The sequence below is a fragment of the Brevibacterium sp. XM4083 genome (assembly GCF_006489205.2).
GTDB lineage: Bacteria > Actinomycetota > Actinomycetes > Actinomycetales > Brevibacteriaceae > Brevibacterium.
Map to the genome: position 1 here is coordinate 512578 of NZ_VFYR02000004.1, position 21315 is coordinate 533892.

At 68.6% G+C, this 21315-nt stretch carries 23 protein-coding genes; 13 read left to right on the forward strand and 10 right to left on the reverse strand.

All coding sequences use genetic code 11. The features are described from left to right. The first annotated feature begins 7 nt into the window (after positions 1-7). Positions 8-745, forward strand: coding sequence for a GTP pyrophosphokinase (locus FJ887_RS14765; RefSeq protein WP_140955705.1), 738 nt, complete (start codon positions 8-10; stop codon positions 743-745). 2 nt (positions 746-747) lie between these two features. Here FJ887_RS14765 and FJ887_RS14770 read toward each other — a convergent pair whose 3' ends face one another. From FJ887_RS14770 to FJ887_RS14780, 3 genes are read right to left on the reverse strand one after another with little or no spacing between them, the layout of a single operon-like run. Further along, positions 748-1413 carry an SDR family oxidoreductase gene (locus FJ887_RS14770; RefSeq protein ID WP_140955704.1) on the reverse strand — a complete coding sequence of 222 codons (666 nt, stop codon included), beginning with the start codon at positions 1411-1413 and terminating at the stop codon, positions 748-750. A 16-nt stretch (positions 1414-1429) separates the two neighbouring features. After that, positions 1430-1783, reverse strand: coding sequence for a VOC family protein (locus FJ887_RS14775; protein ID WP_140955703.1), 354 nt, complete (start codon positions 1781-1783; stop codon positions 1430-1432). 10 nt (positions 1784-1793) lie between these two features. Continuing rightward, entirely contained in the window at positions 1794-2327 is a 534-nt protein-coding gene (locus FJ887_RS14780) for an O-acetyl-ADP-ribose deacetylase (RefSeq protein WP_140955702.1), read from the reverse strand. A gap of 28 nt (positions 2328-2355) precedes the next feature. On the opposite strand from FJ887_RS14780, the gene FJ887_RS14785 reads away from it, so the two are divergent. Further along, positions 2356-3147 carry a class II glutamine amidotransferase gene (locus FJ887_RS14785; RefSeq protein ID WP_140955701.1) on the forward strand — a complete coding sequence of 264 codons (792 nt, stop codon included), beginning with the start codon at positions 2356-2358 and terminating at the stop codon, positions 3145-3147. A gap of 1 nt (position 3148) precedes the next feature. Here the strand turns inward: FJ887_RS14785 and FJ887_RS14790 are convergent, their stop codons facing one another. Next, positions 3149-3373, reverse strand: coding sequence for a sulfurtransferase TusA family protein (locus FJ887_RS14790; protein ID WP_140955700.1), 225 nt, complete (start codon positions 3371-3373; stop codon positions 3149-3151). Further along, entirely contained in the window at positions 3370-4425 is a 1056-nt protein-coding gene (locus FJ887_RS14795) for a YeeE/YedE family protein (protein ID WP_140955699.1), read from the reverse strand. Before FJ887_RS14795 ends, FJ887_RS14790 begins: the two co-directional genes overlap by 4 nt. Before the next feature lie 271 nt (positions 4426-4696). On the opposite strand from FJ887_RS14795, the gene FJ887_RS14800 reads away from it, so the two are divergent. Genes FJ887_RS14800 through pcaDC form a run of 5 tightly spaced genes read left to right on the forward strand, consistent with a single transcriptional unit; the run spans position 4697 to position 9957 of the window. After that, the gene (locus FJ887_RS14800; protein ID WP_140955698.1) at positions 4697-5893 is read left to right on the forward strand and encodes a 4-hydroxybenzoate 3-monooxygenase; all 1197 of its coding nucleotides are present in this window, start codon (positions 4697-4699) and stop codon (positions 5891-5893) included. A 17-nt stretch (positions 5894-5910) separates the two neighbouring features. After that, positions 5911-6711 carry a protocatechuate 3,4-dioxygenase subunit beta gene (gene pcaH / locus FJ887_RS14805; RefSeq protein ID WP_140955697.1) on the forward strand — a complete coding sequence of 267 codons (801 nt, stop codon included), beginning with the start codon at positions 5911-5913 and terminating at the stop codon, positions 6709-6711. Further along, positions 6704-7276, forward strand: coding sequence for a protocatechuate 3,4-dioxygenase subunit alpha (pcaG, locus tag FJ887_RS14810; protein ID WP_140955696.1), 573 nt, complete (start codon positions 6704-6706; stop codon positions 7274-7276). The genes pcaH and pcaG overlap by 8 nt, the downstream gene beginning before the upstream one ends. Before the next feature lie 18 nt (positions 7277-7294). Beyond that, positions 7295-8650 carry a lyase family protein gene (locus tag FJ887_RS14815; RefSeq protein WP_140955695.1) on the forward strand — a complete coding sequence of 452 codons (1356 nt, stop codon included), beginning with the start codon at positions 7295-7297 and terminating at the stop codon, positions 8648-8650. A gap of 14 nt (positions 8651-8664) precedes the next feature. Further along, the gene (gene pcaDC, locus FJ887_RS18665) at positions 8665-9957 is read left to right on the forward strand and encodes a bifunctional 3-oxoadipate enol-lactonase/4-carboxymuconolactone decarboxylase PcaDC (RefSeq protein ID WP_140955694.1); all 1293 of its coding nucleotides are present in this window, start codon (positions 8665-8667) and stop codon (positions 9955-9957) included. A gap of 10 nt (positions 9958-9967) precedes the next feature. On the opposite strand, the gene FJ887_RS14830 is transcribed toward pcaDC, so the two are convergent. Then, positions 9968-11386 carry an MFS transporter gene (locus tag FJ887_RS14830; RefSeq protein WP_140955693.1) on the reverse strand — a complete coding sequence of 473 codons (1419 nt, stop codon included), beginning with the start codon at positions 11384-11386 and terminating at the stop codon, positions 9968-9970. A 133-nt stretch (positions 11387-11519) separates the two neighbouring features. On the opposite strand from FJ887_RS14830, the gene FJ887_RS14835 reads away from it, so the two are divergent. The 6 genes from FJ887_RS14835 to FJ887_RS14860 all read left to right on the forward strand — a co-directional run bounded on the left by FJ887_RS14835 (position 11520) and on the right by FJ887_RS14860 (position 17615). Next, entirely contained in the window at positions 11520-12731 is a 1212-nt protein-coding gene (locus FJ887_RS14835) for an MFS transporter (RefSeq protein WP_140955692.1), read from the forward strand. Positions 12732-12887: 156 nt separating this feature from the next. After that, complete coding sequence (locus tag FJ887_RS14840; protein WP_140955691.1) at positions 12888-14324, forward strand: MFS transporter; 1437 nt, start codon at positions 12888-12890, stop codon at positions 14322-14324. 260 nt (positions 14325-14584) lie between these two features. Further along, positions 14585-15415, forward strand: a complete 831-nt coding sequence (locus FJ887_RS14845; protein WP_140955690.1) for an ABC transporter substrate-binding protein — start codon at positions 14585-14587, stop codon at positions 15413-15415. Between the two features lie 134 nt (positions 15416-15549). After that, positions 15550-16341, forward strand: a complete 792-nt coding sequence (locus FJ887_RS14850; protein ID WP_198500565.1) for an amino acid ABC transporter permease — start codon at positions 15550-15552, stop codon at positions 16339-16341. Between the two features lie 6 nt (positions 16342-16347). Then, positions 16348-17130, forward strand: coding sequence for an amino acid ABC transporter ATP-binding protein (locus FJ887_RS14855; protein WP_140955688.1), 783 nt, complete (start codon positions 16348-16350; stop codon positions 17128-17130). A gap of 5 nt (positions 17131-17135) precedes the next feature. Next, positions 17136-17615 carry a protein-tyrosine phosphatase family protein gene (locus FJ887_RS14860; RefSeq protein ID WP_140955687.1) on the forward strand — a complete coding sequence of 160 codons (480 nt, stop codon included), beginning with the start codon at positions 17136-17138 and terminating at the stop codon, positions 17613-17615. 15 nt (positions 17616-17630) lie between these two features. On the opposite strand, the gene FJ887_RS14865 is transcribed toward FJ887_RS14860, so the two are convergent. The 4 genes from FJ887_RS14865 to FJ887_RS14880 all read right to left on the reverse strand — a co-directional run bounded on the left by FJ887_RS14865 (position 17631) and on the right by FJ887_RS14880 (position 21290). Continuing rightward, the gene (locus FJ887_RS14865; protein WP_140955686.1) at positions 17631-18632 is read right to left on the reverse strand and encodes a hypothetical protein; all 1002 of its coding nucleotides are present in this window, start codon (positions 18630-18632) and stop codon (positions 17631-17633) included. Positions 18633-18801: 169 nt separating this feature from the next. Next, entirely contained in the window at positions 18802-20658 is a 1857-nt protein-coding gene (locus FJ887_RS14870) for a GMC family oxidoreductase (protein WP_137825186.1), read from the reverse strand. Further along, positions 20655-20903 carry a DUF2630 family protein gene (locus tag FJ887_RS14875; protein WP_137825187.1) on the reverse strand — a complete coding sequence of 83 codons (249 nt, stop codon included), beginning with the start codon at positions 20901-20903 and terminating at the stop codon, positions 20655-20657. The genes FJ887_RS14870 and FJ887_RS14875 overlap by 4 nt, the downstream gene beginning before the upstream one ends. Positions 20904-20930: 27 nt before the next feature. Next, on the reverse strand, positions 20931-21290 hold the full coding sequence (locus FJ887_RS14880) for a UBP-type zinc finger domain-containing protein (protein WP_137825188.1): 360 nt from the start codon (positions 21288-21290) through the stop codon (positions 20931-20933). Positions 21291-21315 lie beyond the last annotated feature (25 nt).

A 21315-nucleotide genomic window follows, 5' to 3' on the forward strand; every position in this document is an offset into this window, starting at 1 on the left:
AGAATCGATGGTCGTCCCCGGCGAGCCCGCCGAACCGCTCACCCCCGCCCAGGCGGAGAAGGTCCAGCGGCTGCGCACGGACTTCTCGCGCCTGCTCATGCATCACCGGTTCGCGATCGACGAGGTGCTCACGAAGGTCTCGATCCTCCGCGAGGAGTTCCTCACCCTGCACCGCTACAACCCGATCGAGCACATCAGCTCACGGGTGAAGACCCCGCGCAGCCTGCTCGAGAAGATCACGCGGCGCGGTCTGCCGCTCGACATCGACGTCATCCGCACGGCGATCACCGACATCGCCGGCATCCGCATCACGTGCAGCTTCATCGCCGACACCTACCGGGTGCTCGAGACCCTCACCTCGCAGAACGACATCCGGGTCATCGAGATCAAGGACTACATCGCCCACCCGAAACCCAACGGCTACAAGAGCCTCCACGCGATCCTGGAGATCCCCGTCTTCCTCTCCGACGGGCCGGTGCCGATCATCTGCGAGGTCCAGGTGAGGACGATCGCGATGGACTTCTGGGCGAGCCTCGAGCATAAGATCCACTACAAGTACGCAGGCGACGTGCCCGACCGCCTCGTCGCCGAACTCACCCGTGCCGCCGCGGTCGCCGGTGAGCTCGACCTCAAGATGGAGCAGCTCCACAACGAGGTCCGCGACGCCGATGCCACCGACCACGGCAACGATCTCGACGCCGAGCTCCTCCGCCTGCTGTGGAACCTCAGCCGCGACGAGGAGTGAGGTCAGAACCGAGCGGAGAATCCGCCGTCGGTGCCGATGAGCTGCCCGGAGACCCAGCGCCCGGCAGGTGAGAGCAGGAACGCGACGATGCCGCCGATGTCGGCAGGCGTGCCGAGGCGACCGAGCGGCTGGGCGGGGAGCAGAGCGGCCCGCAGGTCCTCGTCCATCCACCCGGTGTCGATGGGGCCGGGATTGACGACGTTCGCCGAGATCCCCCGCGGCCCCAGTTCTCTCGCTGCGGAGATGACGATGCGATCGAGCGCCCCCTTCGACGCCCCGTAGGGCAGATTGCCGGTGACGTGGTCGCTCGTGAACGCGACGACCGCGCCGCCGTCAGGGCCGACCTGCCGGGCGAAGGCGGCGATGAGGAGGAGGCTGGCCCGGGCGTTGACAGCGACATGTCGGTCGAAGCTCTCCGCCGTCGTGTCGAGGATGCCCGATTCGACGCCGTGGGCATGGCTGAGGACGAGGGCGTCGAGGGTGCCGTGCTCGGCGGTCACCGCCGCGATGAGTTCGTCGGGACCCGTTGGCGTCGACAGGTCGCAGGGATGGTCGGTGCCGTCGAGGTCGCTGGTGACGACGTCCCAGCCGTCGGCTTCGAGCCGCGGCACGATGCCGGCGGCGATGCTGTCGGGTCGGCCGGCACCGGTGATGAGCGCAAGGGGCATGGTTCGAGGGTAGTGCCTACTCCCGGTGGGCGACGATGTTGAAGACGTTGCCGTCGGGCGCGCGGACGAAGAAGCGCCGCACGCCCCATTCCTCGTCGGTGAGCGGGTGGACGATCTCGACCCCGCGGTCGACCGCCTCGGCGTAGGCGGCGTCGACGTCGTCGACCTTGATCGAAGCCGCCGCGTCGACCGGGGCGGTCGCGTCCGCGGTGACGACCTGGAGGTGCGCACCGGTCTCGGGTGAGGTGAACCGGGCGACCCAGCCGAGGTTGAACTCCTCGGTCGCCAGCCCGAGGTAGGACGTGTAGAAGTCGCGCGCGGCCGCGATATCGGCGACCGGCAGATCGGCGATGATGCTGTGGACTCTCATGGCTTCCCTTTCACCACTGGTCGTGGTCGAAGACCTGGCAGAAGACGCTCGTCATCGCGTCGCTGAAGAGGACGAACTGGACCTCGGTGATCGTCTCCCAGCGCCCACGGGCTCGCCCGTCGACGATGACGGCATGCGCCGCCTCGGCGACGTCCCGCGGTGACCAGCCGTAGACCCCGCCGCCGATCGCCGGGAATGCCACCGAGGCGGCCCCGACCTCCTCGGCGACGTTGAGGCTCGATTCGAACGCCGACTCGAGCACCTCCGGGTCGGCCTCACCGGCGTTCCGATTCGGGCCGACGGTGTGGATGACCCACTTCGCCGGCAGCTCCCCCGCCTCGGTGGCCACGGCCTGACCTGGGGGAAGACCCCGCGGCAGGCTCGTCCGCCGCAGCTCCCTCGTCGCCTCGAGGAGGGCAGGTCCCGCCGCGCGGTGGATCGCCCCGTCGACACCGCCTCCGCCGAGGAGACTCGAGTTCGCGGCGTTGACGATCGCGTCGACGCTCACCTCGGTGATATCGCCTTCGAGTACCGTGATCTTCATGGAGCGAGTCTAGTCAGGACGGTGGCAGATGTGCAGGCTTCTCGGATTCATCTCACCGACCCCGGTGAGCGCGGCCGGGCTGATCGGCCGGGAGCAGTGTCGGCAATGGCAGGACCTCGGCCGACTCCACGACGACGGGTGGGGCACCGCATGGATCGATCCCGCCACCGAGGCGCTCGACCGGTTCCGCACGCCCCACGAGGGCACGAACGACCCCCGACTCACTGCGGCGCTCGACGATGCGGCCGCGCGCGGACGGATCGTCCACCTGCGGATGGCGACGACGGGGATGGCCGACCTCGTCGAGAACACGCACCCGTTCCTCGCCGACGGCGTCGCACTCGCGCACAACGGGTCGATCCACCCGGTCGAGCAGCTGCGGGGACGGGTCACCGATGCCGAGCTCGCCCGCATCGGCGGCACGACGGATTCGGCGCTTCTCTTCGCCCTCATCCTCCGGCGGGTCGATGCGGGCACCCCGCTCCTCGAGGCCGTCGTCGAGACGGTGCGTGAGATCCGCGCGGAGTTCGACCATCCGGGCATCAACCTGCTCGTCCTCACCCCGGCAGAGCTCATCGTCGTCCACGCGACGCTCGGCACCGACGTGCCCTACGCGAGCTTCGACACCTCAGGCACCGGTGGCAGGCTTCCGCTCGACCATCGCGATCACTACTACCGGATGAGCTGGCAGCGCTTCGACGACGGGGCGACGATCGTCACGAGTTCGGGACTCAGTCACGCCGGGTGGAGCCGGATCGAGCAGAACACCGCGATGCGGCTGACCGTCGCCGACGGCGCGGAGACGATCGTGCGACTGTGACCTACGCCTTCTGAACGGTGATCGTCCACGCGGCGTCGCCGGTTCGGTCGAAGTGCGTGACCGGGTAGCCGTTCTCCGCCGCCCACTGGGGAATCGCCTCGGTGGCCTGGGTGCAGTCGAAGTTGATCACGAGTTCGTCACCGACACTCAAGTCGCTGATCGCGTCCTTGGCCTCGACGAGCGGGAAGGGGCAGACGAGCCCGTTGGTCTCGAGGATCTGTTTCATGCTGTCCTGCTTTCCGCGGGCACGGGAGTGCTCGCTGCGCTGCGTGGTCTGATGGTGGCCTTCGCGGCGATGGCCGCGCCGACGATCATGAAGAACGTCGCGACCCAGCCCTGGTATTCGAACTGTGCGGTCGAGACCATGGCGTTGCCGACGGTGCAGCCGCCGGCGATCGCCGCGCCGATGCCCATCCCGACGCCGCCGGCGATCGCCTTGAGTAGCGTCTCACGGTCGGGCACGCGGATCCGGAACTCACCGGAGGCCTTCGCGGCGATGAACGAGCCGACGAGGATGCCGATGACGAGCATGACTCCCCAGTCGACGAGGGTGACGTCCCCGGTGGCGAAGTAGGTGACGAGGTTCGCCGAGGGGGTCGTGATGCCGAGCCCGGAGTTGCGTCCCGTCGCCGCCGACAGCGGCCACGCGAGTGTGGCGATGACGCCGATGATCGCGGCCGTGGCGAACGGGTTCCACCGCTTCTCGAAGAGGAGGTGGGCCAGTCCGGTCCGCCGCGGGGGCAGCGCGGCCACCGGGGTGGTGAGCTTGCGGTTGTGGCGAACGGTCAGCCACACGGCGACTCCGGAGAGCGCGATCGCGAACACCCACGGGCTCAGTCCGGTCGTCGCACTCAGGGTGCCGTCGGGCACAGTGATCGACCGCAGACCGTCGGTGAGTCCCGCTGCCGGCCCGGTCTTCATGATCGCAGCGGTCAGGGCGAAGAAGATCAGCGCCATCCAGCTGCCGACGAGTCCTTCCCCGACCCGGTAGTACGTGCCCGTGGCGCAGCCCCCGGCGAGGATCATCGAGGCCCCGAAGATGAGTCCGCCGAGGATGGAAGCCAGCCACGGGAACGCCGACTGCTCGAGGGTGATGATCCCGAGCGAGCTGAAGGCGGCGAGGCCGATCGCATGGACGGCGATGACGACGATGAGCGCGGAGAACCACCGGGTGTTGCCGGTGAGCGTGAGATCGCGGAAGGCGCCGGTGACGCAGAAGCGTCCGCGCTGGAGGACGAATCCGAGCAGCAGCCCGACGACGAGTCCGGTGATGATCATGGATGGCCTTCCTGACGGTGTGCACCCGGGCCGTCCTGCGATGACGGGGCCCAGGTGTTGAGCACTGCGGTGCAGAACTGACAATGTCAGCCCGAAAGATCTGAGTAAACACCCATCAGCACCGCCCACTATTGTTGAGCAATCAGGCCGATCGCGTCAATGCCTGCGTCATGTGCCGTCACTCACGCACGCCGTTGAATGAGAAAGCTCTCGCGCCGGTTTCGTGGTGCGGAGCACACTGAGGTGAACCCTGACAGGCAAGGAGGCCTCAGTGCCAGATCTCCACACCGATGTCGCGATCGTCGGCGCAGGACCCGCGGGACTGATGCTCGCGCATCTGCTCCACAACGCCGGCATCGACTCCGTCGTCGTCGACAATCGCAGCCACGACGACATCGCGACGACCCATCGCGCCGGGATCCTCGAGGCCGCCTCGGTGCGGATGCTCGAGACCCCGGGCATCGACTCCCGCGTCCACACCGCAGGCCATCGCCACGACGGCATCGACATCCGCGTCGACGGGGTCAGCCACCCCCTCGACTTCCCCGACCTCGTCGGCGAATCCGTGTGGCTCTACCCGCAGAACGAGATCTACGTCGACCTCGCCGCCGCCCGCGCCCGCACCGGACGACCGACGTTCCACTCGGTGACCGACACCCGCCTCGACGCCGTCGACTCACCGTCCCCGCAGGTGCGCGCCGTGACCGCAGACGGTGAGCCGCTCACCGTCACCGCCCGGTACGTCGTCGGCGCCGACGGCTCCCGCGGCCCCTCCCGAGCATCGATCCCCGAAACCACGCGCAAGCGGTTCTTCCACGAGTACCCGTTCGCGTGGTTCGGGATCCTCTGCGAGGCGCCACCGAGCCACGAGGTCCTCATCTACTCCCGCTCCGCACGCGGCTTCGCGCTGATCTCCCAGCGCAGCGACACCGTCCAGCGGATGTACTTCCAGGCCCCACCCGACACCGAGGTCGCCGACTGGTCCGACGACCGCATCTGGACCGAACTCCAGGCCCGGGTCGAGGGCCCCGACGGCTTCGCACTCCGGACCGGTCCGATCATCGACAAGACGGTCCTGCCGTTCCGCTCCGCCGTGACCGAGCCGATGCAGCACGGCTCCCTCTTCCTCGCCGGCGACAGCGCCCACACCGTCCCACCGACCGGGGCGAAGGGCCTCAACCTCGCTTTCGCCGACGTCGCGGTGCTCGCCCCCGCCCTCGTGCGCGCCCTGCAGGACTCCGACGCCGAGGCGCTCGCCCGGTACTCGGCGACCGCGACGACGCGCGTCTGGAAAGCCCAGCACTTCTCGTTCCAGATGACGAGGATGCTCCACACCGACCCCACCGCGGATCCCTTCGAAGCCCGCCGCAGCCTCGGCGAACTCGATTCGATCCTTACCTCCGACCACGGCCGCCGTTACCTGGCCGAGTGCTACACCGGCTGGCCGCACACCACCACCATCCCCTGAAGAAGAGAGGTCAGACCATGAGCGCACAGAAGCTCTCCGGTCCCGACGACGCCGCCGAATCCCAGGCGACGCTGAGCGCGGAGATCAACGCGATCGGCAGCGAGTACCGCGGCGCCGTGGCAGCCGGCGCCCCCGTCGAGACGCAGCCGCGACTCGACTACCCGCCCTATCGCTCCTCCCTCCTGCGGCATCCGACGAAGGACCTGCGCCACACCGATCCGGAGACGATCGAGCTCTACTCGCCGGCGTTCGGCCACCGGGACATCGGCACCCTCGAATCGGATCTGACGATCCAGGCTGGCGGAGAGCCGATCGGTGAGCGCATCCGCGTCACCGGCCGCGTCCTCGACGGCCAGGGCCGGCCTGTCGCCGGTCAGCTCGTCGAGATCTGGCAGGCGAACTCCGCCGGCCGCTACATCCACAAACGCGACCAGCACCCGGCCCCCATCGACCCGAACTTCACCGGGGTCGGACGCACCCTGACGGGACCGGACGGATCGTACTCGTTCACGACGATCAAACCCGGCCCCTACCCGTGGAAGAACCACCACAACGCGTGGCGACCGGCCCACATCCATTTCTCGCTCTTCGGCACCGAGTTCACGCAGCGCATGGTCACGCAGATGTACTTCCCCGGTGACCCGCTCTTCGCCCTCGACCCGATCTTCCAGTCGATCACTGACGACAAGGCGCGCGAGCGCCTCGTGGCCACATACGACCACGACATCACCGAACACGAATTCCTCATGGGCTACTCGTGGGACATCGTCCTCACGGGAGCCGAGCGGACCTGGATGGAAGAGGACGACGATGCCTGAGACCGAGTACACCGCCACCCCCGGCCAGACCGTGGGACCCTTCTACGGCTACGCCCTGCCCTACCCGGGCGACAGCGCGCTCGTCCCGCCGGCAGCGGCCGACGCCGTGCAGCTGGCCGGGGTCGTCTACGACGGCGCAGGGGTGCCCGTGCCCGATGCGATCCTCGAGATCTGGCAGCCGGACGAGACCGGCACGGTGTCCCGGGAGACCGGGTCGCTGCGCCGTGACGGCTTCACATTCACCGGGTTCGGTCGCGCCGCCTGCGACCCCGAGGGACGGTTCAGCTTCTCGACCGTCGTTCCCGGCCCCACCGAGGAGGGCAAGGCCGCCTTCATCAGCGTCGTCGTCTTCGCTCGCGGTCTGCTCAACCGGCTCTTCACGCGGGTCTACATCCCCGGTGACGCCGAGGCGCTGGCCGCCGATCCGCTGCTGTCCTCCCTCGACCCGGCCGACCGGGACCGTCTCATCGCGACCCGGGAGGCTGACGGAACGCTGCGATTCGACATACGGTTGCAGGGAGAGGACGAGACCCCGTTCCTCCGGTTCCCCGGCCACACCGACTGAGACGACTGAGGAGACTGCATGAGCCGCACCCGGCTGCTCTTCGCCCCCGGCGACCTTCGCGGTGCCGACAGCGTCGACGACGCGGCGCTCGCCGGGGCGATCGGTGAGGTCGAGAGCGCGTGGGTGACCGCGCAGGCCGCGGCCGGTCTCGTCTCCGCGGAGACGCGGACCGCGGTCACCGGCGCGGTCGACGCCGTGACGTGGGAGCTCCAAGCCGATGCGGAAGCGCTGGCAGGCCTGGCCGCCGACGCCGAATCCGGCGGCAATCCCGTCATCCCGTTCCTCACCCAGGTGCGCGCCCGCCTCACTCCCGAGGCGGGCCGTGCCCTCCACCGGGGGCTGACGAGCCAGGATGTCTTGGACTCCGCGCTCGGCCTCCTCGTCACCCGCACGATCACCCAGACCCGGGCGCGCCTCGACGTCATCACCGAGGCGCTCCGCTCCCTCTCCGAGACCCATGCCGAAACCCTGTGCCTGGCCCGCACCCTGACCCAGCCGGCGCTGCCGACGACGTTCGGGCTGAGGGTCGCGACGTGGGCGGCGGAGGTCGCCGAGGTCGCCGCCCTCACTCCCCGCAGCGACGCCGTCCAGGTCGGCGGGGCCGCCGGCACGCGCGCGGCGATCCGGGAGTTCGCCGGGGACCGCACCGAGGCGCTGCTGCGGGAGTTCGAGGTCCAGCTGCGCGGCCCCGACGCCGCCCTCTCCCCCACCCCCGTTCCCTGGCACAGCGACCGGGTCCGCGTCCTGACCTGGGCGACCCATTTCACCCAGTGCGTGGGCGTGGGCTCCTCGATCGCCCGCAACGTCCTCATCGGCACCCGCCCCGAGGTCGGGGAACTCGCCCTCGCCGCGACCGGCGGCTCCTCGGCGATGCCGCAGAAGACCAACCCGACCGTCGCCGTCCTCCTCCACCGCAACGGCATGCGCGCTCCCGGCCTGCTCGCCACGCTCGCGACGACCGGCGCCGAGGCCGTCGAGGAGCGCTCCGACGGCGCCTGGCATGCCGAATGGCCGGCCCTGTCCGCGCTCATGGTCCTCGCCCTGTCCTCCCTGGCCCTCCTCGAGGAGATGGTCACCGGACTGAGCGCCCGCCCCGAGGCGATGCGCCGCAACCTCGACGCCGCCGGTCCCGGCATCTACGGCGAGAAGCTCACGATCGTCTTCGGCGACCGTCTGTCGAAGGACGCGATCAGAGAGATTCTCTCCGGTTCCGGCGACCCTGCCGAGCGCCTCGGCGCCGCCCTCGCCGCGACCCCCGGGCCGGTGCCCGACCCCGCGGAGCTCGAGGGATTCTTCGGACCGTCGTCCTACCTCGGCGAGGCCGAGAGCATCCGGGAGACGATCATCCGCACGACCGACCCGACCACCCCCTGACGAAAGCGACCACCGTGGAACTCACCGCCTCAGTCCTCACGACCCCGACCGCCCCCGTCGCCAAGGTCGTCATCGCCCTGCCCTCGCTCGGCACCTCGGTGGGCGCGTTGTGGCAGCAGGCGGCGAGCGCCCTGGCCGACGTCGCCCCCGACACCGCGGTCGTCGGCATCGACCTGCCCGGTCACGGCCGCTCCCCCGCCCTCGATGTGAGTGCCGGAGCGTCGCGTTCGGAGGTTCCCCGGGTGTCGATGGCCGATCTCGCCGAGGCGGTGCTCACGACCCTCGACCGTGTCCTTCCCGATGTCGTCGGCGAGTCAGAGGTGCCGGTGTCGCTGGCCGGGGACTCGATCGGCGGTGCCATCGCCCTCCAGCTCGCCCTCGACCATCCGGAGCGGTTCGAGAGGGCGGCGGTGTTCTGCACCGGGGCGAAGATCGGCGAGGCCCAGGGGTGGGAGGAGCGCGCGGAGACCGTCGCGATCTCCGGAACCCCGACGCAGGTCATCGGATCGGCCGAACGGTGGTTCGGGCCCGGGTTCATGGAACGCGAACCCGAGGCCTCGGCAGCACTCCTCCATTCCCTCCAGGATGCCGACCGCTTCTCCTACGCCGCCCTCTGCTACACGCTCGCCGACTTCGACATCCGGGGGCGCCTGTCCGAGATCGGCCTGCCGCTGCTCGCCGTCGCCGGTGAGCACGACACTCCGACCCCGCCGACGAAGCTCGCCGAGATCGCCAATGCCGTCCCCGGTGCGCTCCTCGAGATCATCGAAGGCGCCGCCCACCTCGTGCCGATCGAGGCACCCGTCGTCACCGCGGGACTCCTCTCCGACTTCCTCGCCGGCCGCGGCACGAGCGGGACAGAGACCGGGGCGGTGGCCGATGTGCCCCGGCCGACAGCCTCGGGACCTCGGGACGCCGACCGTGACGCCGTGTGGGAGGCGGGGATGCGGGTGCGCCGCGAGGTCCTCTCCGATGCCCACGTCGACCGGGCGAACGCCGCGATCACGGACTTCACCGCCGACTTCCAGGACCTCATCACCCGCTTCGCGTGGGGTGAGATCTGGACGCGGCCGGGCCTCGACCGGCGGATGCGCTCGGCGATCACGCTCACGGCGATGATCGCCGGCGGACACGAGGCGGAGCTGAAGATGCACGTCAAGGCCGCGCTGCGCAACGGGCTCAGCCGGGATGAGATCAAGGAGATCCTCCTCCAGTCCGCGATCTACTGCTCGGTGCCCTCGGCCAACACCGCCTTCGCCGTCGCCGCCGAGGCCCTGGACGAGGTCGACACCGACGGTCTCGACTGACGAGGTGCGCTCAGGCGCCGTCTGCGGCCGCGCCGTCCGTGGCAGCCCCGTCCTTGGCGGCGACCTCGAGGTACTGGGCTGAGAGCATCCGGTAGGCGCGCGTGCCGAAGGCCGCGAGAGCGAGGACGATCGAGACGATGCCCGTCCACAGGAAGACGAGTGCGATGCCGCGCACGTCCCCCGCGCCGAGCAGCCAGCCCCAGCGGTCGGCGCCCGCCTCGGTGCGCATGTACGGGATGACCCAGAACTCCGCGATCGGGGCGATGAGGAACGCGGTGATCGGCGCCGATGCCGCCTCGAACGTCATGGCGAAGCCGAACACGCGACCCTGCTGACGGAACGGCACGACCCGTTGGATGACCGTCTGCTCGGCGGCTTCGATGACCGGCAGCATGAGGAAGAAACCCCAGAGTCCGAGGCCGTAGAGGAGCCACGACTCGCGCAGCGCGAAGACCCCGCCGAGCAGTCCTATGAGACAGCAGAAGAGGAGCATCGTGCGGATCGGGTTGCGCCCGAGACCGAACTTCGCGACGAGTCCGCCGCCGATCATGAACCCGGTCGAGACCACTGCCAGGGCGATGCCCCAGGCCTGAGCGGACCCGAAGACCTCGATCCCGTAGGGGTCGGTGAGCGCCATGTAGACGCCGCCGACGAGGTTGTTGAGCGTCGTGAAGAGCACGAGCGCGAAGAGCCCGGGGGCGGCGAGAACCGCGGCGAGGCCGCCGCGGATGTCGACCCAGCCCGGCTGCCCTGCGGAGGCGACGATGACCGGCTCCGGGATCCGCAGGGTGAGGAGGTGGAGGAGGGAGAGGCCGATGAGGACGACGGCGATGGCGATCGACCAGCCCATCCCGAGGAACCCGACGGCGAGTCCGCTGAAGACGCTCGTGACGAGGAAGCCGAGCCCTTGGACGGTGCCGACGAGGCCGTTCGCATTGGCGCGCTTGGGCCCGGGCACGAGCAGGGACACGGTCGTCGACAGGGCGATGCCGCGCAGCTGTTCGACAACGGCGCCGGCGAGCATGACGATGCTGAAGACCCAGAACCACGGTCCGCCGATGTCGAGGAGGATCGGATTCGGCACCGCCAGGTAGATGAGCCCGGTGACGGCGAAGAGGACGAGCGTGCCGGCCGTGGCGACGACCATGACCCGAAGCTTGCGGAACCGGTCGACGACGGTGCCGAAGAACATCGAGAAGAGCGCGACGAGGAGCATGTACGCCCCGCCGATGACCCCGGTGGCGAGCACCGATCGGGTCTCGAGGTAGACCCAGAAGGTCAGGGCGAACCAGAGGAAGCTCGTCGTGACGTTGGCGATCGCCGTGTTGATGAGGACATGGAGGAACGTCCGCTGCCCGCCCGGCGGCGGTTCGGGGTCAGCCGCATGGGGATCCGTCACGCCTCTCACAGTAGCCTGACCCACGGACATGGCACGGATCATGGGACCGATCACATTGTGACGGCGCGGACTACCGGTGCCCGGTCGCGGGCACTAGGCTGGTGCGGTTGCCGCGGCCGCCCTGCCGTCGGTGAGAATCCGCACCCCATCCCAGAGGACAGCCATGAGCGATGCGCCCGTGCCCCGCCGGACCTACAAATTCGCCGTCTTCGCCCTCGCGATCGGCGCGTTCGGGATCGGCGTCACCGAGTTCGCCACGATGGGGCTCCTTCCGCAGATCGCGGCCGAGCTGCGCATCACCGTCCCGCAGGCCGGGCATGCGGTGTCCCTCTACGCCCTCGGCGTCGTCGTCGGGGCTCCGCTCATCACGACGATCGCCGCGCACATGGACCGCAAGCTCCTGCTCCTGTGCCTCATGGGGCTCTTCGCCCTCGGCAATGTCGCCTCGATGCTCGCGCCGAATGCGGCGCTGTTCAACATCGCCCGCTTCGTCAGCGGTCTCCCCCACGGCGCCTACCTCGGCATCGGCGCGATCGTCGCGGCCTCGCTCGTGCCCGTGGGCCGCCGCGGCCGGGCGATGGCGAGGGTCATGCTCGGTCTGACGATCGCGAACATCGTCGGTGTGCCCGTCGCCGCGGCCCTCGGCAACGCCTTCGGCTGGCGCAGCGCCTATGCGCTCGTCGCCGCGCTCGGCATCCTCACCGTCATCATGGTCGCCATCGCAGTGCCCCGGGTGAGCCTCTCGCAGGCGCCCTCGGCGCGCGGGGAGATCAAGGCGCTGGCACGGCCGCAGATCATCCTCACCCTGCTCGCCGGTTCGATCGGCTTCGGCGGCATGTTCGCCGTCTACACCTACATCACCCCGACGATGACGGAGGTCGCGCATGTCCCGGAGACCGCGATCCCGTGGGTGCTCGCCGTCTACGGTCTCGGCATGACGGCGGGTTCGCTCATCGCCGGTCCGCTCGTCGACAAGTCGATCGAACGCTCAGGCACCGGCGGCATGATCCTCTCCGCTCTCGTCCTCGCCGCGTTCGGGGCGTTCACGGAGAACGCCGCGGTCGCGATCATCGCGCTCTTCTTCATCGGCATCGCCGGCTCGATGATCACGACCTCCCTGCAGATGCGGCTGCTGCGTGATTCGACCGACGCCCCGAGCCTCTCGGCGGCGATGAACCACGCGGCGTTCAATCTCGCCAACGCCCTCGGCGCATGGCTCGGCGGCATCGTCATCACCGCCGGTCTCGGCTACCGAGCGCCCGCGTGGGTGGGAGTGGGCCTCTGCCTCGCCGGCCTCATCGTGCTGACGATCGCGATCGTCCTGCGCCGGAAGGGCCCGGCCGCGCCATCGAGCCGCACGACTCTCGACCTGTGACCGTGCCCCGCGGCCGAGTCGGACAGAATCATCGGATATCCGAGTAATCTCGATCTCTGAGACGCAGTCTGTGCGATTGCTGAGACGAGCGTAGTGTCGGTCCGTCCACACGAGCACGACTGCCCGTGTTCACCACCACAGCGGAGCACAGAGAACATGTCCACCGAAACACAGCCGGACGGCGCGCCCGCGCAGTCTGCCGCCGAGTCCGAGGCGATCGCGGCGACGAGGAAGAACAACACGCGCGGCAAGGTGCTGAGCGCCTCGATGGTCGGCACGACCATCGAGTTCTTCGACTTCTACGCCTACGCGACGGCGTCCTCACTCGTCTTCCCCGCCCTCTTCTTCCCCAACCAGACCTCGACGACGCAGCTGCTGAGCTCGTTCGCGATCTTCGGCGTCGCCTTCGTCGCCCGCCCCGTCGGGTCGATCATCTTCGGTCACTTCGGCGACCGCATCGGCCGGAAGAAGACGCTCATCGCGTCCCTGCTCATCATGGGCATCGGGACGTTCCTCATCGGCCTCCTCCCCACCGCGGACACACCCGGCTGGGTCGTCCTCGCCCCGCTTTTCCTCGTCCTCCTCCGCTTCTCGCAGGGCGTCGGCCTCGGCGGCGAATGGTCGGGTGCGGCCCTGCTCGCGACGGAGAACGCCCCCAAGGGCAAGCGTGCGATCTGGGGAACGTTCCCACAGCTCGGCGCGCCTGTCGGCTTCATCCTCGCGAACCTCCTCTTCGTCGGCCTCAACTCGTGGACCTCGCCCGAAGCTTTCCTCGCCTGGGGCTGGCGGATCCCGTTCCTCCTCTCGGCCCTCCTCGTCGCCGTCGGCCTCTACGTCCGGCTCTCGCTCATGGAGACCCCGGCGTTCCAGCTCGTCGAGCAGCGCCAGCAGATCTCCCGCGCCCCGATCGGCCGCGTCTTCACCGGCAGCTGGCTGCCGCTGCTGCTCGGCACGTTCATCATGCTCGCGACCTACGTCATCTTCTACTTCATGACCGCGTTCACGCTCACGTACGGCACGTCCCCGGCGACGGTGGAGCAGGCAGAGACCGCCGCCGAGGCGGCCGGCAAGCCCTTCGATCCCGCGGGCTTCGTCGCGGGGCTCGGTTACGAGAAGAACGAGTTCCTCACCTACCTCATCATCGGCGTCGTGTTCTTCGGCATCTTCACCGTCGTCTCCGGACCACTGGCGGAGAAGCTCGGGAGGCGGAAGATGCTCATGGGCGTCACGGTCCTCATCGCCGTCTACGGCTTCGCCGTCAACGCGCTCTTCAACGCCGGCACCGTCGGCGTCGTCGCCGCCCTCATCATCGGCTTCACCCTCATGGGGCTGACGTTCGGGCCGATGGCCGCGTACCTGCCCGAGCTCTTCCCCGCCAACGTCCGCTACACGGGTTCGGCCGTGTCGTACAACATGGCCAGCGTCATCGGCGCCGGTCCCGCCCCGTTCGCGATGGTCGCGCTGTGGCAGGCCGAGGGAGGGACGATCTTCTGGTGCGGCCTCTACATCGTCGCCGCCGCGTTCCTCACGTTCGTCGCGCTCTACTTCGCGAAGGAGACCGCGGACCTCGACATCGAAGCCGAACTGAGCTGAGTCCCGACCCAGCTGACCGCAGAGCAGAACCCAGCACCCAGCGCCGAGGTGGACCCGCAGGTCCGCCTCGGCGCTTCGTGCAACGTCTTCGTGCAACGGCTTCGTGCAACGGTTTGGCAACGACCACCTCGGCGAGGGCCGACGAAACATCGATGTGACACAGTACACGGTACGATTCCTCACAGATGCCGCTCAGAATTCGGTTGCTGGGCGGCGCACATGCGTGTGACATCGCCGTCACCGACGATCTGGGAGGATCCATGAAACGACGCTTGACCATGGCCGCCGTGGCCGCTGGCGCCCTCTTCGCCCTGTCCGCATGCGGAGGTGGAGGATCCGGGTCGGAACCGACCGCTGAGGGCGGGGTCCCCCTCGTCAGCGAAGGACAGCTCACCGTCTGCTCCGACATTCCCTATGAGCCGTTCGAGTTCGTCGAGAACGGCGAGAACGTCGGCTTCGACATCGACCTCGCCCAGGGTCTGGCCGACGACCTCGGCGTCGAGCTCAACGTCATCACGACCGCGTTCGAGGCCATCCAATCCGGGTCGGCGCTCGACACCGCTCAGTGCGACATCGCCCTGTCGGGCATGTCGATCACGGAGGACCGGAAGACGAAGATGGACTTCTCCGCGCCGTACCTCAAGGACAACCTCGGGCTCATGGCGACGAAGGAGTCCGGCATCAAGGGCATCGCCGACGTCAAGGGCAAGGAGGTCGGCGTGCAGCAGGCGACGACCGGTGAGACCTACGCCCAGGACAACGGCGCCACACCCGTCCAGTTCGAGGATTCCGGTCTGATGACCCAGGCGATCCAGACCGGTCAGGTCGACTCGGTCATCGGCAACATCTCCATCATCTCCACCGCCGTCGCCGCTGATGACAACCTCGTCTTCGTCGAGGAGTACGACACCGGCGAGGTCCTCGGCGCCGCGGTGAAGAAGGGCAATCAGCCGATGCTCGACGCCTTTGAAACGACGATGCAGCGCCTCTACTCCGACGGCGCCTACGACGCCGCCGTCGACAAGTGGTTCGGCGACGTCGCCGACGCCGCGCGGATCCCCGAAGCGGATCGGGCGGCGACGACTCCCTGACGTCCGTGCATGAGGCCCGGTCGGCATGACGCCGACCGGGCCTCGGCAGGTTCCCGTCCACCGACACCGCATGCGGCCCACCCCGCCGGATGCATGAGGGCTCCTCACATCGGGCCCAGAATTCTGGAGGCACTGTGGCACTCAGCGTGCGTCAGCGCGAGCGGACATCCCGCGGCATCCAATACGGCATCCTCATCGTCGCCGTCCTTCTCGCCGTCTTCCTCGCCGACTGGCAGACGATCTACCTCAAGTTCTTCAACCCCGACGTGATCGCGGCGCAGTTCCCCGAGATCATCACGACTGCGCTGGTCAACACGATCATCTACACGGCCCTCGGGTTCGTGCTCGCGCTGTCACTCGGGATCCTCCTCGCGCTCATGAAGATCTCGTCGGTCGCTCCCTACCGGTGGATCGCGACGGCCTACATCGAGCTCTTCCGCGGCGTGCCCGCCCTCCTCGTCTTCCTCGCGTTCGGCTACGCGGTGCCCTATGCGTTCGGCATCCGGATGGACACGTATGTCACTGTGATGCTCGCGCTCGGCATCGTCGAGTCCGCCTACATCGCCGAGACGATCCGCGCCGGGCTCCAGGCCGTGCCGAAGGGCCAGTACGAGGCAGCGCGGTCGCTGGGCATGTCGCATACGCGGGCGATGGTCACGATCGTCATCCCGCAGGCGTTCCGCATCATCCTGCCGCCGCTGACGAACGAGATCATCCTCATGACGAAGGATTCCTCGCTCATCTACATCCTCGGCCTCACCGCCTCCCAGTACGAGCTGACGAAGTTCGGCAGAGAGGCGATCTCCAATCCGGAGGCGGGGCTGACACCGCTCGTCGTCGCCGGTGTCTGCTATCTCGTCATCACGGTCCCGTTGGGGATCCTCGCCCGGCGCTTCGAGTCGCGCACCGCCAAGATCAAGAAGTAGGACGATATGTCGATTGCATCGAAACCGACCGAGGACATCCACGCCGAAGGGTGCACGATCACCGGCCTGCACAAGTCCTACGACGATGTCGAGGTGCTCAAGGGCATCGATCTCGACGTCAAGCCGGGTCAGGTGGTCTGCCTCATCGGCCCCTCAGGATCCGGGAAGTCGACCCTGCTGCGCTGCGTCAATCTGCTCGAGCGGCCCAACGCCGGGACGATCACCGTCGCGGGCTACGACGCGACGGACCCCGATGTGGAGATCAACAGTCTGCGCCGGCATGTCGGCATGGTGTTCCAGGCGTTCAACCTCTTCCCGCACCTGACGGTCATGGACAACTGCACGATCTCGCAGCGTCGGGTGCTCAAGCGGGGCAGGGCGGAAGCGGAGCGGATCGCTCTCGACCGCCTCGCGCAGGTGGGGTTGGAGGGCTACGCCGACCGCTACCCCGATCAGCTCTCCGGCGGCCAGCAGCAGCGCGTCGCGATCGCCCGCGCGCTCGCGATGGACCCCAACCTCATGCTCTTCGACGAACCGACCTCGGCGCTCGACCCGGAGACCGTGGGTGATGTCCTGCAGGTCATGCGTCGCCTCGCCGAGGCGGGGATGACGATGGTCGTCGTCACCCACGAGATGGAGTTCGCCCGCCAGGTCGCCGATCGTGTCGTCTTCATGGACGGCGGGGTCGTCGTCGAGGAGGGCCCGGCCAGGGACGTCATCGGCAATCCGCGGGAGCAGCGGACGAAGGACTTCCTCTCCCGCGTCCTCCACCCGGGTCAGCTGGAGTAGCAGTCGTGAGCACCTGGGACCCGACGAGTCAGGGCGTGCTCACGCTGCCGTCGGGTCGACTGGTTCGTGGGCGCTCCCTGGCGCGGTCGAGACGCGCTGCCGCAGATGACAGACCGGACGCCGCGGACTTCGAGCTCATCCTCCTCGGCAGGCAGCGCGAGTTCGAAGCCGAAGCCCACAGTCCCGCGCCCGCGCTGGATCTGCGGTGGGTGGCATGGCCCGATTTCGCCCTGCCGAAGGACCGGGACGACGCCGCGGATGCCTTCGTCGAGTGCTGGCGGCGAGCAGAGCTCGACCGTGTCGGCGTCGCCTGCAGCGGTGGGCGCGGACGCACCGGGACCGCGCTCGCGTGCTTGGCGGTCATCGACGGCGTGCCTCCCACCGAGGCGGTCGCCTACGTCCGCACCCACTACGACCCGCGCGCCGTCGAGACCCCGTGGCAGCGCCGCTTCGTCGAGCGATTCGGGCTGGAGGGCACCCGCTGACGCCGAGACCCCCACTTAACGCCGAGATCGCCGCTCAGAAGTGGCGATCTCGGCGCGAAGTGGTGATCTCGATGAGGCAAGCGCCTTGAGCTCGGCCTTGATCTCCGTGAACGGCTGGGCGCGGAAGAGGTCTCCCCACACGAGGTTGAACACCCGCAGCCCGGAGTTGAGCAGCCTCATATGACGTTCGTGGTTCTTCTGACTCGCCCGGTCAGGCCCGCCCTCGTTGAGGAAGTACTTGCCCAGCCCGTGGAACTCGACGACGAGCGGCAGAGTCTCATGTCGGAAGTCGTTGCGGGCGATCCAGGCGCCGCTGGCATCGTAGGAATCGACCTGCGGAATCATGCCGGTGATGCCGAAGCGATGGAACTTGACCGCGCACAGCGCTTCGCCCGCTGATTCATGCAGCGGACTCGCCAGCTCGAGTGCCAGCTGCGCGCTCCTGCACCCTCGGCTGCCGAGGCGGATGCCGCTCTCGAGTGACTCCTTCGTCACCTTCCCCTCTCGCAGAGCCTGGGAGATGAAGGGAACCGAGACATCGCTCGGATAGTCGTGGGCAAGGTCGAGGAGCGTCCGCCTCATCGACGTCACGGGAAGGTCGCCGACGCGGGCACGGTCGTCAGACGCGACGTCGCGATTCCGGTAGTGGACCGTCGGCTTCCTCTTCGCATACCCGGACCGGATGAGCTCGGCCGCTGTCGTCGTGGGAAACGGCGGATCGAGTCCGTGGATGATGGCTGCAGAGACGTGGGAGAAGAAGCTCCCCGGAAGCAGTTCCCGCACGTAGGAGCGGATGAGCGTTTTGAGCTGCTCGGTGCTGTCGCGGATGTCGCCGAAGGTCTGCGGGTACGGATGTCCCGACGCGTCATGGATCTCGTGAAGGACCTCATGGGCCGTGTTCTCGCACGGCTTCTTGAGCACGAACCAGCCGCGCCGGATCCGGCCGATGCACTCGTCGAACGTGTCGGCCCCGATACCGAGGTCGCGCAACTCACTCGAGCTGAACACAGTGACCATGCATTCACAATAACCATCAAACAGCTGCAAATGAATGCAAACACCACATAAAAATTGCGAGCCCTCGTCGAGACGACCACTTCGCGCCGAGATCGCCGGTTATAAGTGGCGATCTCGGCGCGAAGTGGTGGTCTCGGCGACGGCGCCGGCGGAGGCGCCAGGAGCCGGCTCAGCGGCCCCCGTGCTCCGCGATGATCTGGTCTGAGGCCTTCTCGCTGACCATGTAGACGGCGCTGGCGATGAAGTAGCCGGGGATGTCGGGGAAGACGCTCGCGTCGACAACACGCAGGCCCTCGACACCCCTCACCCGCAGATCTCCGTCGAGCACCGCCAGCGGGTCGTCAGCGGCGCCGATCTTCGCGGTGCCGCACGCATGGTGACCCCAAGCTTCGGCCATGACGTGATCGCGCAGCTTCTCCCGGGTGTCCACCTCGGCGCCGGGGACGAGCTCGCGCACGACTTTGGTGTTCTCGATGTTCGAGGCGATCTCCCGCGCCAGTTCGATCCCGTCGACGACGCCGTCGAGGTCGGTCTCCCAGCCCTCAGACCCCTCATCGAAATACCGCATCCGGATGTCGGGGACATCGCGCGGATCGGCCGAGCGCAGCCGCACGGACCCGGCGCGATCCCGCGTCCAGCCCTTGAGCACGAGCAGGCTCATCCGGTTGTGATGGGGCTTCGCGTCATACGAGTAGTTCGGGTAGTACCCGTGGAAGTCCGCGGCGAGGGAGAAGACGATGACATCGGTGCCGTCATCGGACGCGGCACTCGTGCGGGCGACGAGGGCCGCGAGCGACCCGTTCGTCGAATATGGCCCACCGCGGTCGTCCTTCCACTCCTTCATGAGATCGTCGTCGGGCTCCCCCGGTGCGGGCACGTCGAGCGTGGACCCGTCGAAGATCGGGAAGTCGGCATCGAGCTCGTTGACGACCGAGACCTCGTAGCGGTCGTGGAGGTTCTCCCCCACCCCCGGCAGGTCGACGACGACGGGAATGCCGAACTCCTGCAGCTCGGCGGCCGGACCGATGCCGGAGAGCTTGAGCAGCTGCGGGGTGTTGAATGCCCCGCCGGCGATGATCACCTCGCGGCGGGCGCGCACGATGCGGGCCGCCGGCGACGCCTCGGCGGACCGGCGCTCCTCGGGCGTCGCCCGGTAGAGCCCGGCACCGGGCAGGTACTCGACCCCGACGGCACGGGTGCCGTCGACGACGACCCGCGTGGCCAGCGCATCCTCGATGATCGTCAGGTTCTCCGGGTGAGCATCCCGCGCGGCGAGCAGCCGCTCCCGGGCACCGTGGCGCTGCCCACCGCCGGCGGCCACGGGCACGAACGACATGCCCTGGTACTCCGGCGGGGTGTCGGCGGCGTTGATGTCACGCGGCAGGGACACCTCGGCGGGGATGCCGAACCTCTCCCGGCTCGTCGCCTCGGTGGCGTTGATGATGTCGAGGAACCGCGGTTCCCGACCGGCGATCGCCGGATCCGCCCGGGTCGTCGGCAGCCACCCGCCGCGTCCGTGGTGCGCTGTCGCGTCGCGGTCGGCTTCGGTGTCGCCGGGCAGCGGACGGGCGTCGACACCCTGCCAGTCCTCGATGCGCTCGAAGATCGTCCGCATGTGCGCACTGCCCCAGGTCTCATCCCCGGTCAGCGACGCCAGGGCATCCCAGTCCCGCGGATGCGGGGCGATGTGGACGAGCGCGCTCACCGCCGTGCTGCCGCCGAGCGTGCTGCCCCGCGGATAGAGGATCCCGCCCTCCTCGTCGACCCACTTCGCATCCCGCGCTCCGCGGTCGGGATCGTCGTAATGGGAGACGAAGAAGTTCCACACCATGTCGACGTCCTCGCTAGCATAGGCCTGCATGACGGGGATGTCGTAGTACCGGCAGTCGTGATCGCGGCCGGCTTCGAGGACGACGACGCTGAATCCCGCCGCGGCGAGATTCGCAGCGAGCGGTCCGCCGCCCGCCCCCGAGCCCACGACGACGAAATCGGCGGTGGTCTCGGCGGGAGCGGCGGAGGCCGTCACTGGAGGTAGTTCTCGACTTCGCTGACGGGACGCTCCTTGGCGAGGTTGGGATCGCGTCCGGCGTCGCGCTCCCCCTGCCGCTGGCGGAGGAGATCCCAGAGCTGATCGAGCTCTCCCTCGAGCTGGGCGATGCGCTGGTGCTCCTGCTCCTCGGTGATCTCACCGGCACCGAGGCGACGGCGCAGTTCGCGCTCCTCCTCGACGGCGTCGTTGATCTGCTGATGAATCGACTTGTCACTGGCCATGACGGAACCTTTCGTGAGTGGGGACGCTCAGCGGTGGACCTTGTCCATCCAGTCCGCGGGCACGCGGCCTGCGGGTCCGGGCACCGGCTGGGATTCGGGGTGGGACTCCGGCGGGGCGAGCTCGGGTCCGTCGAAGACCTGCTCGGTGCGGAAGTCGTAGAACCACGTCTCGCCCGGCTCGTAGCTGCGGATGACCGGGTGCGAGGTCTCCGCGGCGTGCTTGCTCGCATGCTGCGACGGAGAGGTGTCGCAGCACCCGATGTGACCGCAGGCCGCGCACCGGCGCAGATGCACCCACCAGCCGCCGGTCGCTTCGCATTCGACGCATCCGGGTCCCGAGGGCGGAACCGCGGTGTCGATGTCTCCGGGTTCGAGTTGAATGTCCATGCACCGAGTATGGCACAAGTCACAC

What these genes read in the sequence shown, in the direction of transcription:
- FJ887_RS14765 (WP_140955705.1), top strand. Translation starts at nt 8, where the DNA reads ATGGTCGTCCCCGGCGAGCCCGCCGAACCGCTCACCCCCGCCCAGGCG.
- FJ887_RS14770 (WP_140955704.1), bottom strand. Translation starts at nt 1,413, where the DNA reads ATGCCCCTTGCGCTCATCACCGGTGCCGGCCGACCCGACAGCATCGCC.
- FJ887_RS14775 (WP_140955703.1), bottom strand. Translation starts at nt 1,783, where the DNA reads ATGAGAGTCCACAGCATCATCGCCGATCTGCCGGTCGCCGATATCGCG.
- FJ887_RS14780 (WP_140955702.1), bottom strand. Translation starts at nt 2,327, where the DNA reads ATGAAGATCACGGTACTCGAAGGCGATATCACCGAGGTGAGCGTCGAC.
- FJ887_RS14785 (WP_140955701.1), top strand. Translation starts at nt 2,356, where the DNA reads ATGTGCAGGCTTCTCGGATTCATCTCACCGACCCCGGTGAGCGCGGCC.
- FJ887_RS14790 (WP_140955700.1), bottom strand. Translation starts at nt 3,373, where the DNA reads ATGAAACAGATCCTCGAGACCAACGGGCTCGTCTGCCCCTTCCCGCTC.
- FJ887_RS14795 (WP_140955699.1), bottom strand. Translation starts at nt 4,425, where the DNA reads ATGATCATCACCGGACTCGTCGTCGGGCTGCTGCTCGGATTCGTCCTC.
- pcaH (WP_140955697.1), top strand. Translation starts at nt 5,911, where the DNA reads ATGAGCGCACAGAAGCTCTCCGGTCCCGACGACGCCGCCGAATCCCAG.
- pcaG (WP_140955696.1), top strand. Translation starts at nt 6,704, where the DNA reads ATGCCTGAGACCGAGTACACCGCCACCCCCGGCCAGACCGTGGGACCC.
- FJ887_RS14815 (WP_140955695.1), top strand. Translation starts at nt 7,295, where the DNA reads ATGAGCCGCACCCGGCTGCTCTTCGCCCCCGGCGACCTTCGCGGTGCC.
- FJ887_RS14830 (WP_140955693.1), bottom strand. Translation starts at nt 11,386, where the DNA reads ATGTCCGTGGGTCAGGCTACTGTGAGAGGCGTGACGGATCCCCATGCG.
- FJ887_RS14835 (WP_140955692.1), top strand. Translation starts at nt 11,520, where the DNA reads ATGAGCGATGCGCCCGTGCCCCGCCGGACCTACAAATTCGCCGTCTTC.
- FJ887_RS14840 (WP_140955691.1), top strand. Translation starts at nt 12,888, where the DNA reads ATGTCCACCGAAACACAGCCGGACGGCGCGCCCGCGCAGTCTGCCGCC.
- FJ887_RS14845 (WP_140955690.1), top strand. Translation starts at nt 14,585, where the DNA reads ATGAAACGACGCTTGACCATGGCCGCCGTGGCCGCTGGCGCCCTCTTC.
- FJ887_RS14855 (WP_140955688.1), top strand. Translation starts at nt 16,348, where the DNA reads ATGTCGATTGCATCGAAACCGACCGAGGACATCCACGCCGAAGGGTGC.
- FJ887_RS14865 (WP_140955686.1), bottom strand. Translation starts at nt 18,632, where the DNA reads ATGGTCACTGTGTTCAGCTCGAGTGAGTTGCGCGACCTCGGTATCGGG.
- FJ887_RS14875 (WP_137825187.1), bottom strand. Translation starts at nt 20,903, where the DNA reads ATGGCCAGTGACAAGTCGATTCATCAGCAGATCAACGACGCCGTCGAG.
- FJ887_RS14880 (WP_137825188.1), bottom strand. Translation starts at nt 21,290, where the DNA reads ATGGACATTCAACTCGAACCCGGAGACATCGACACCGCGGTTCCGCCC.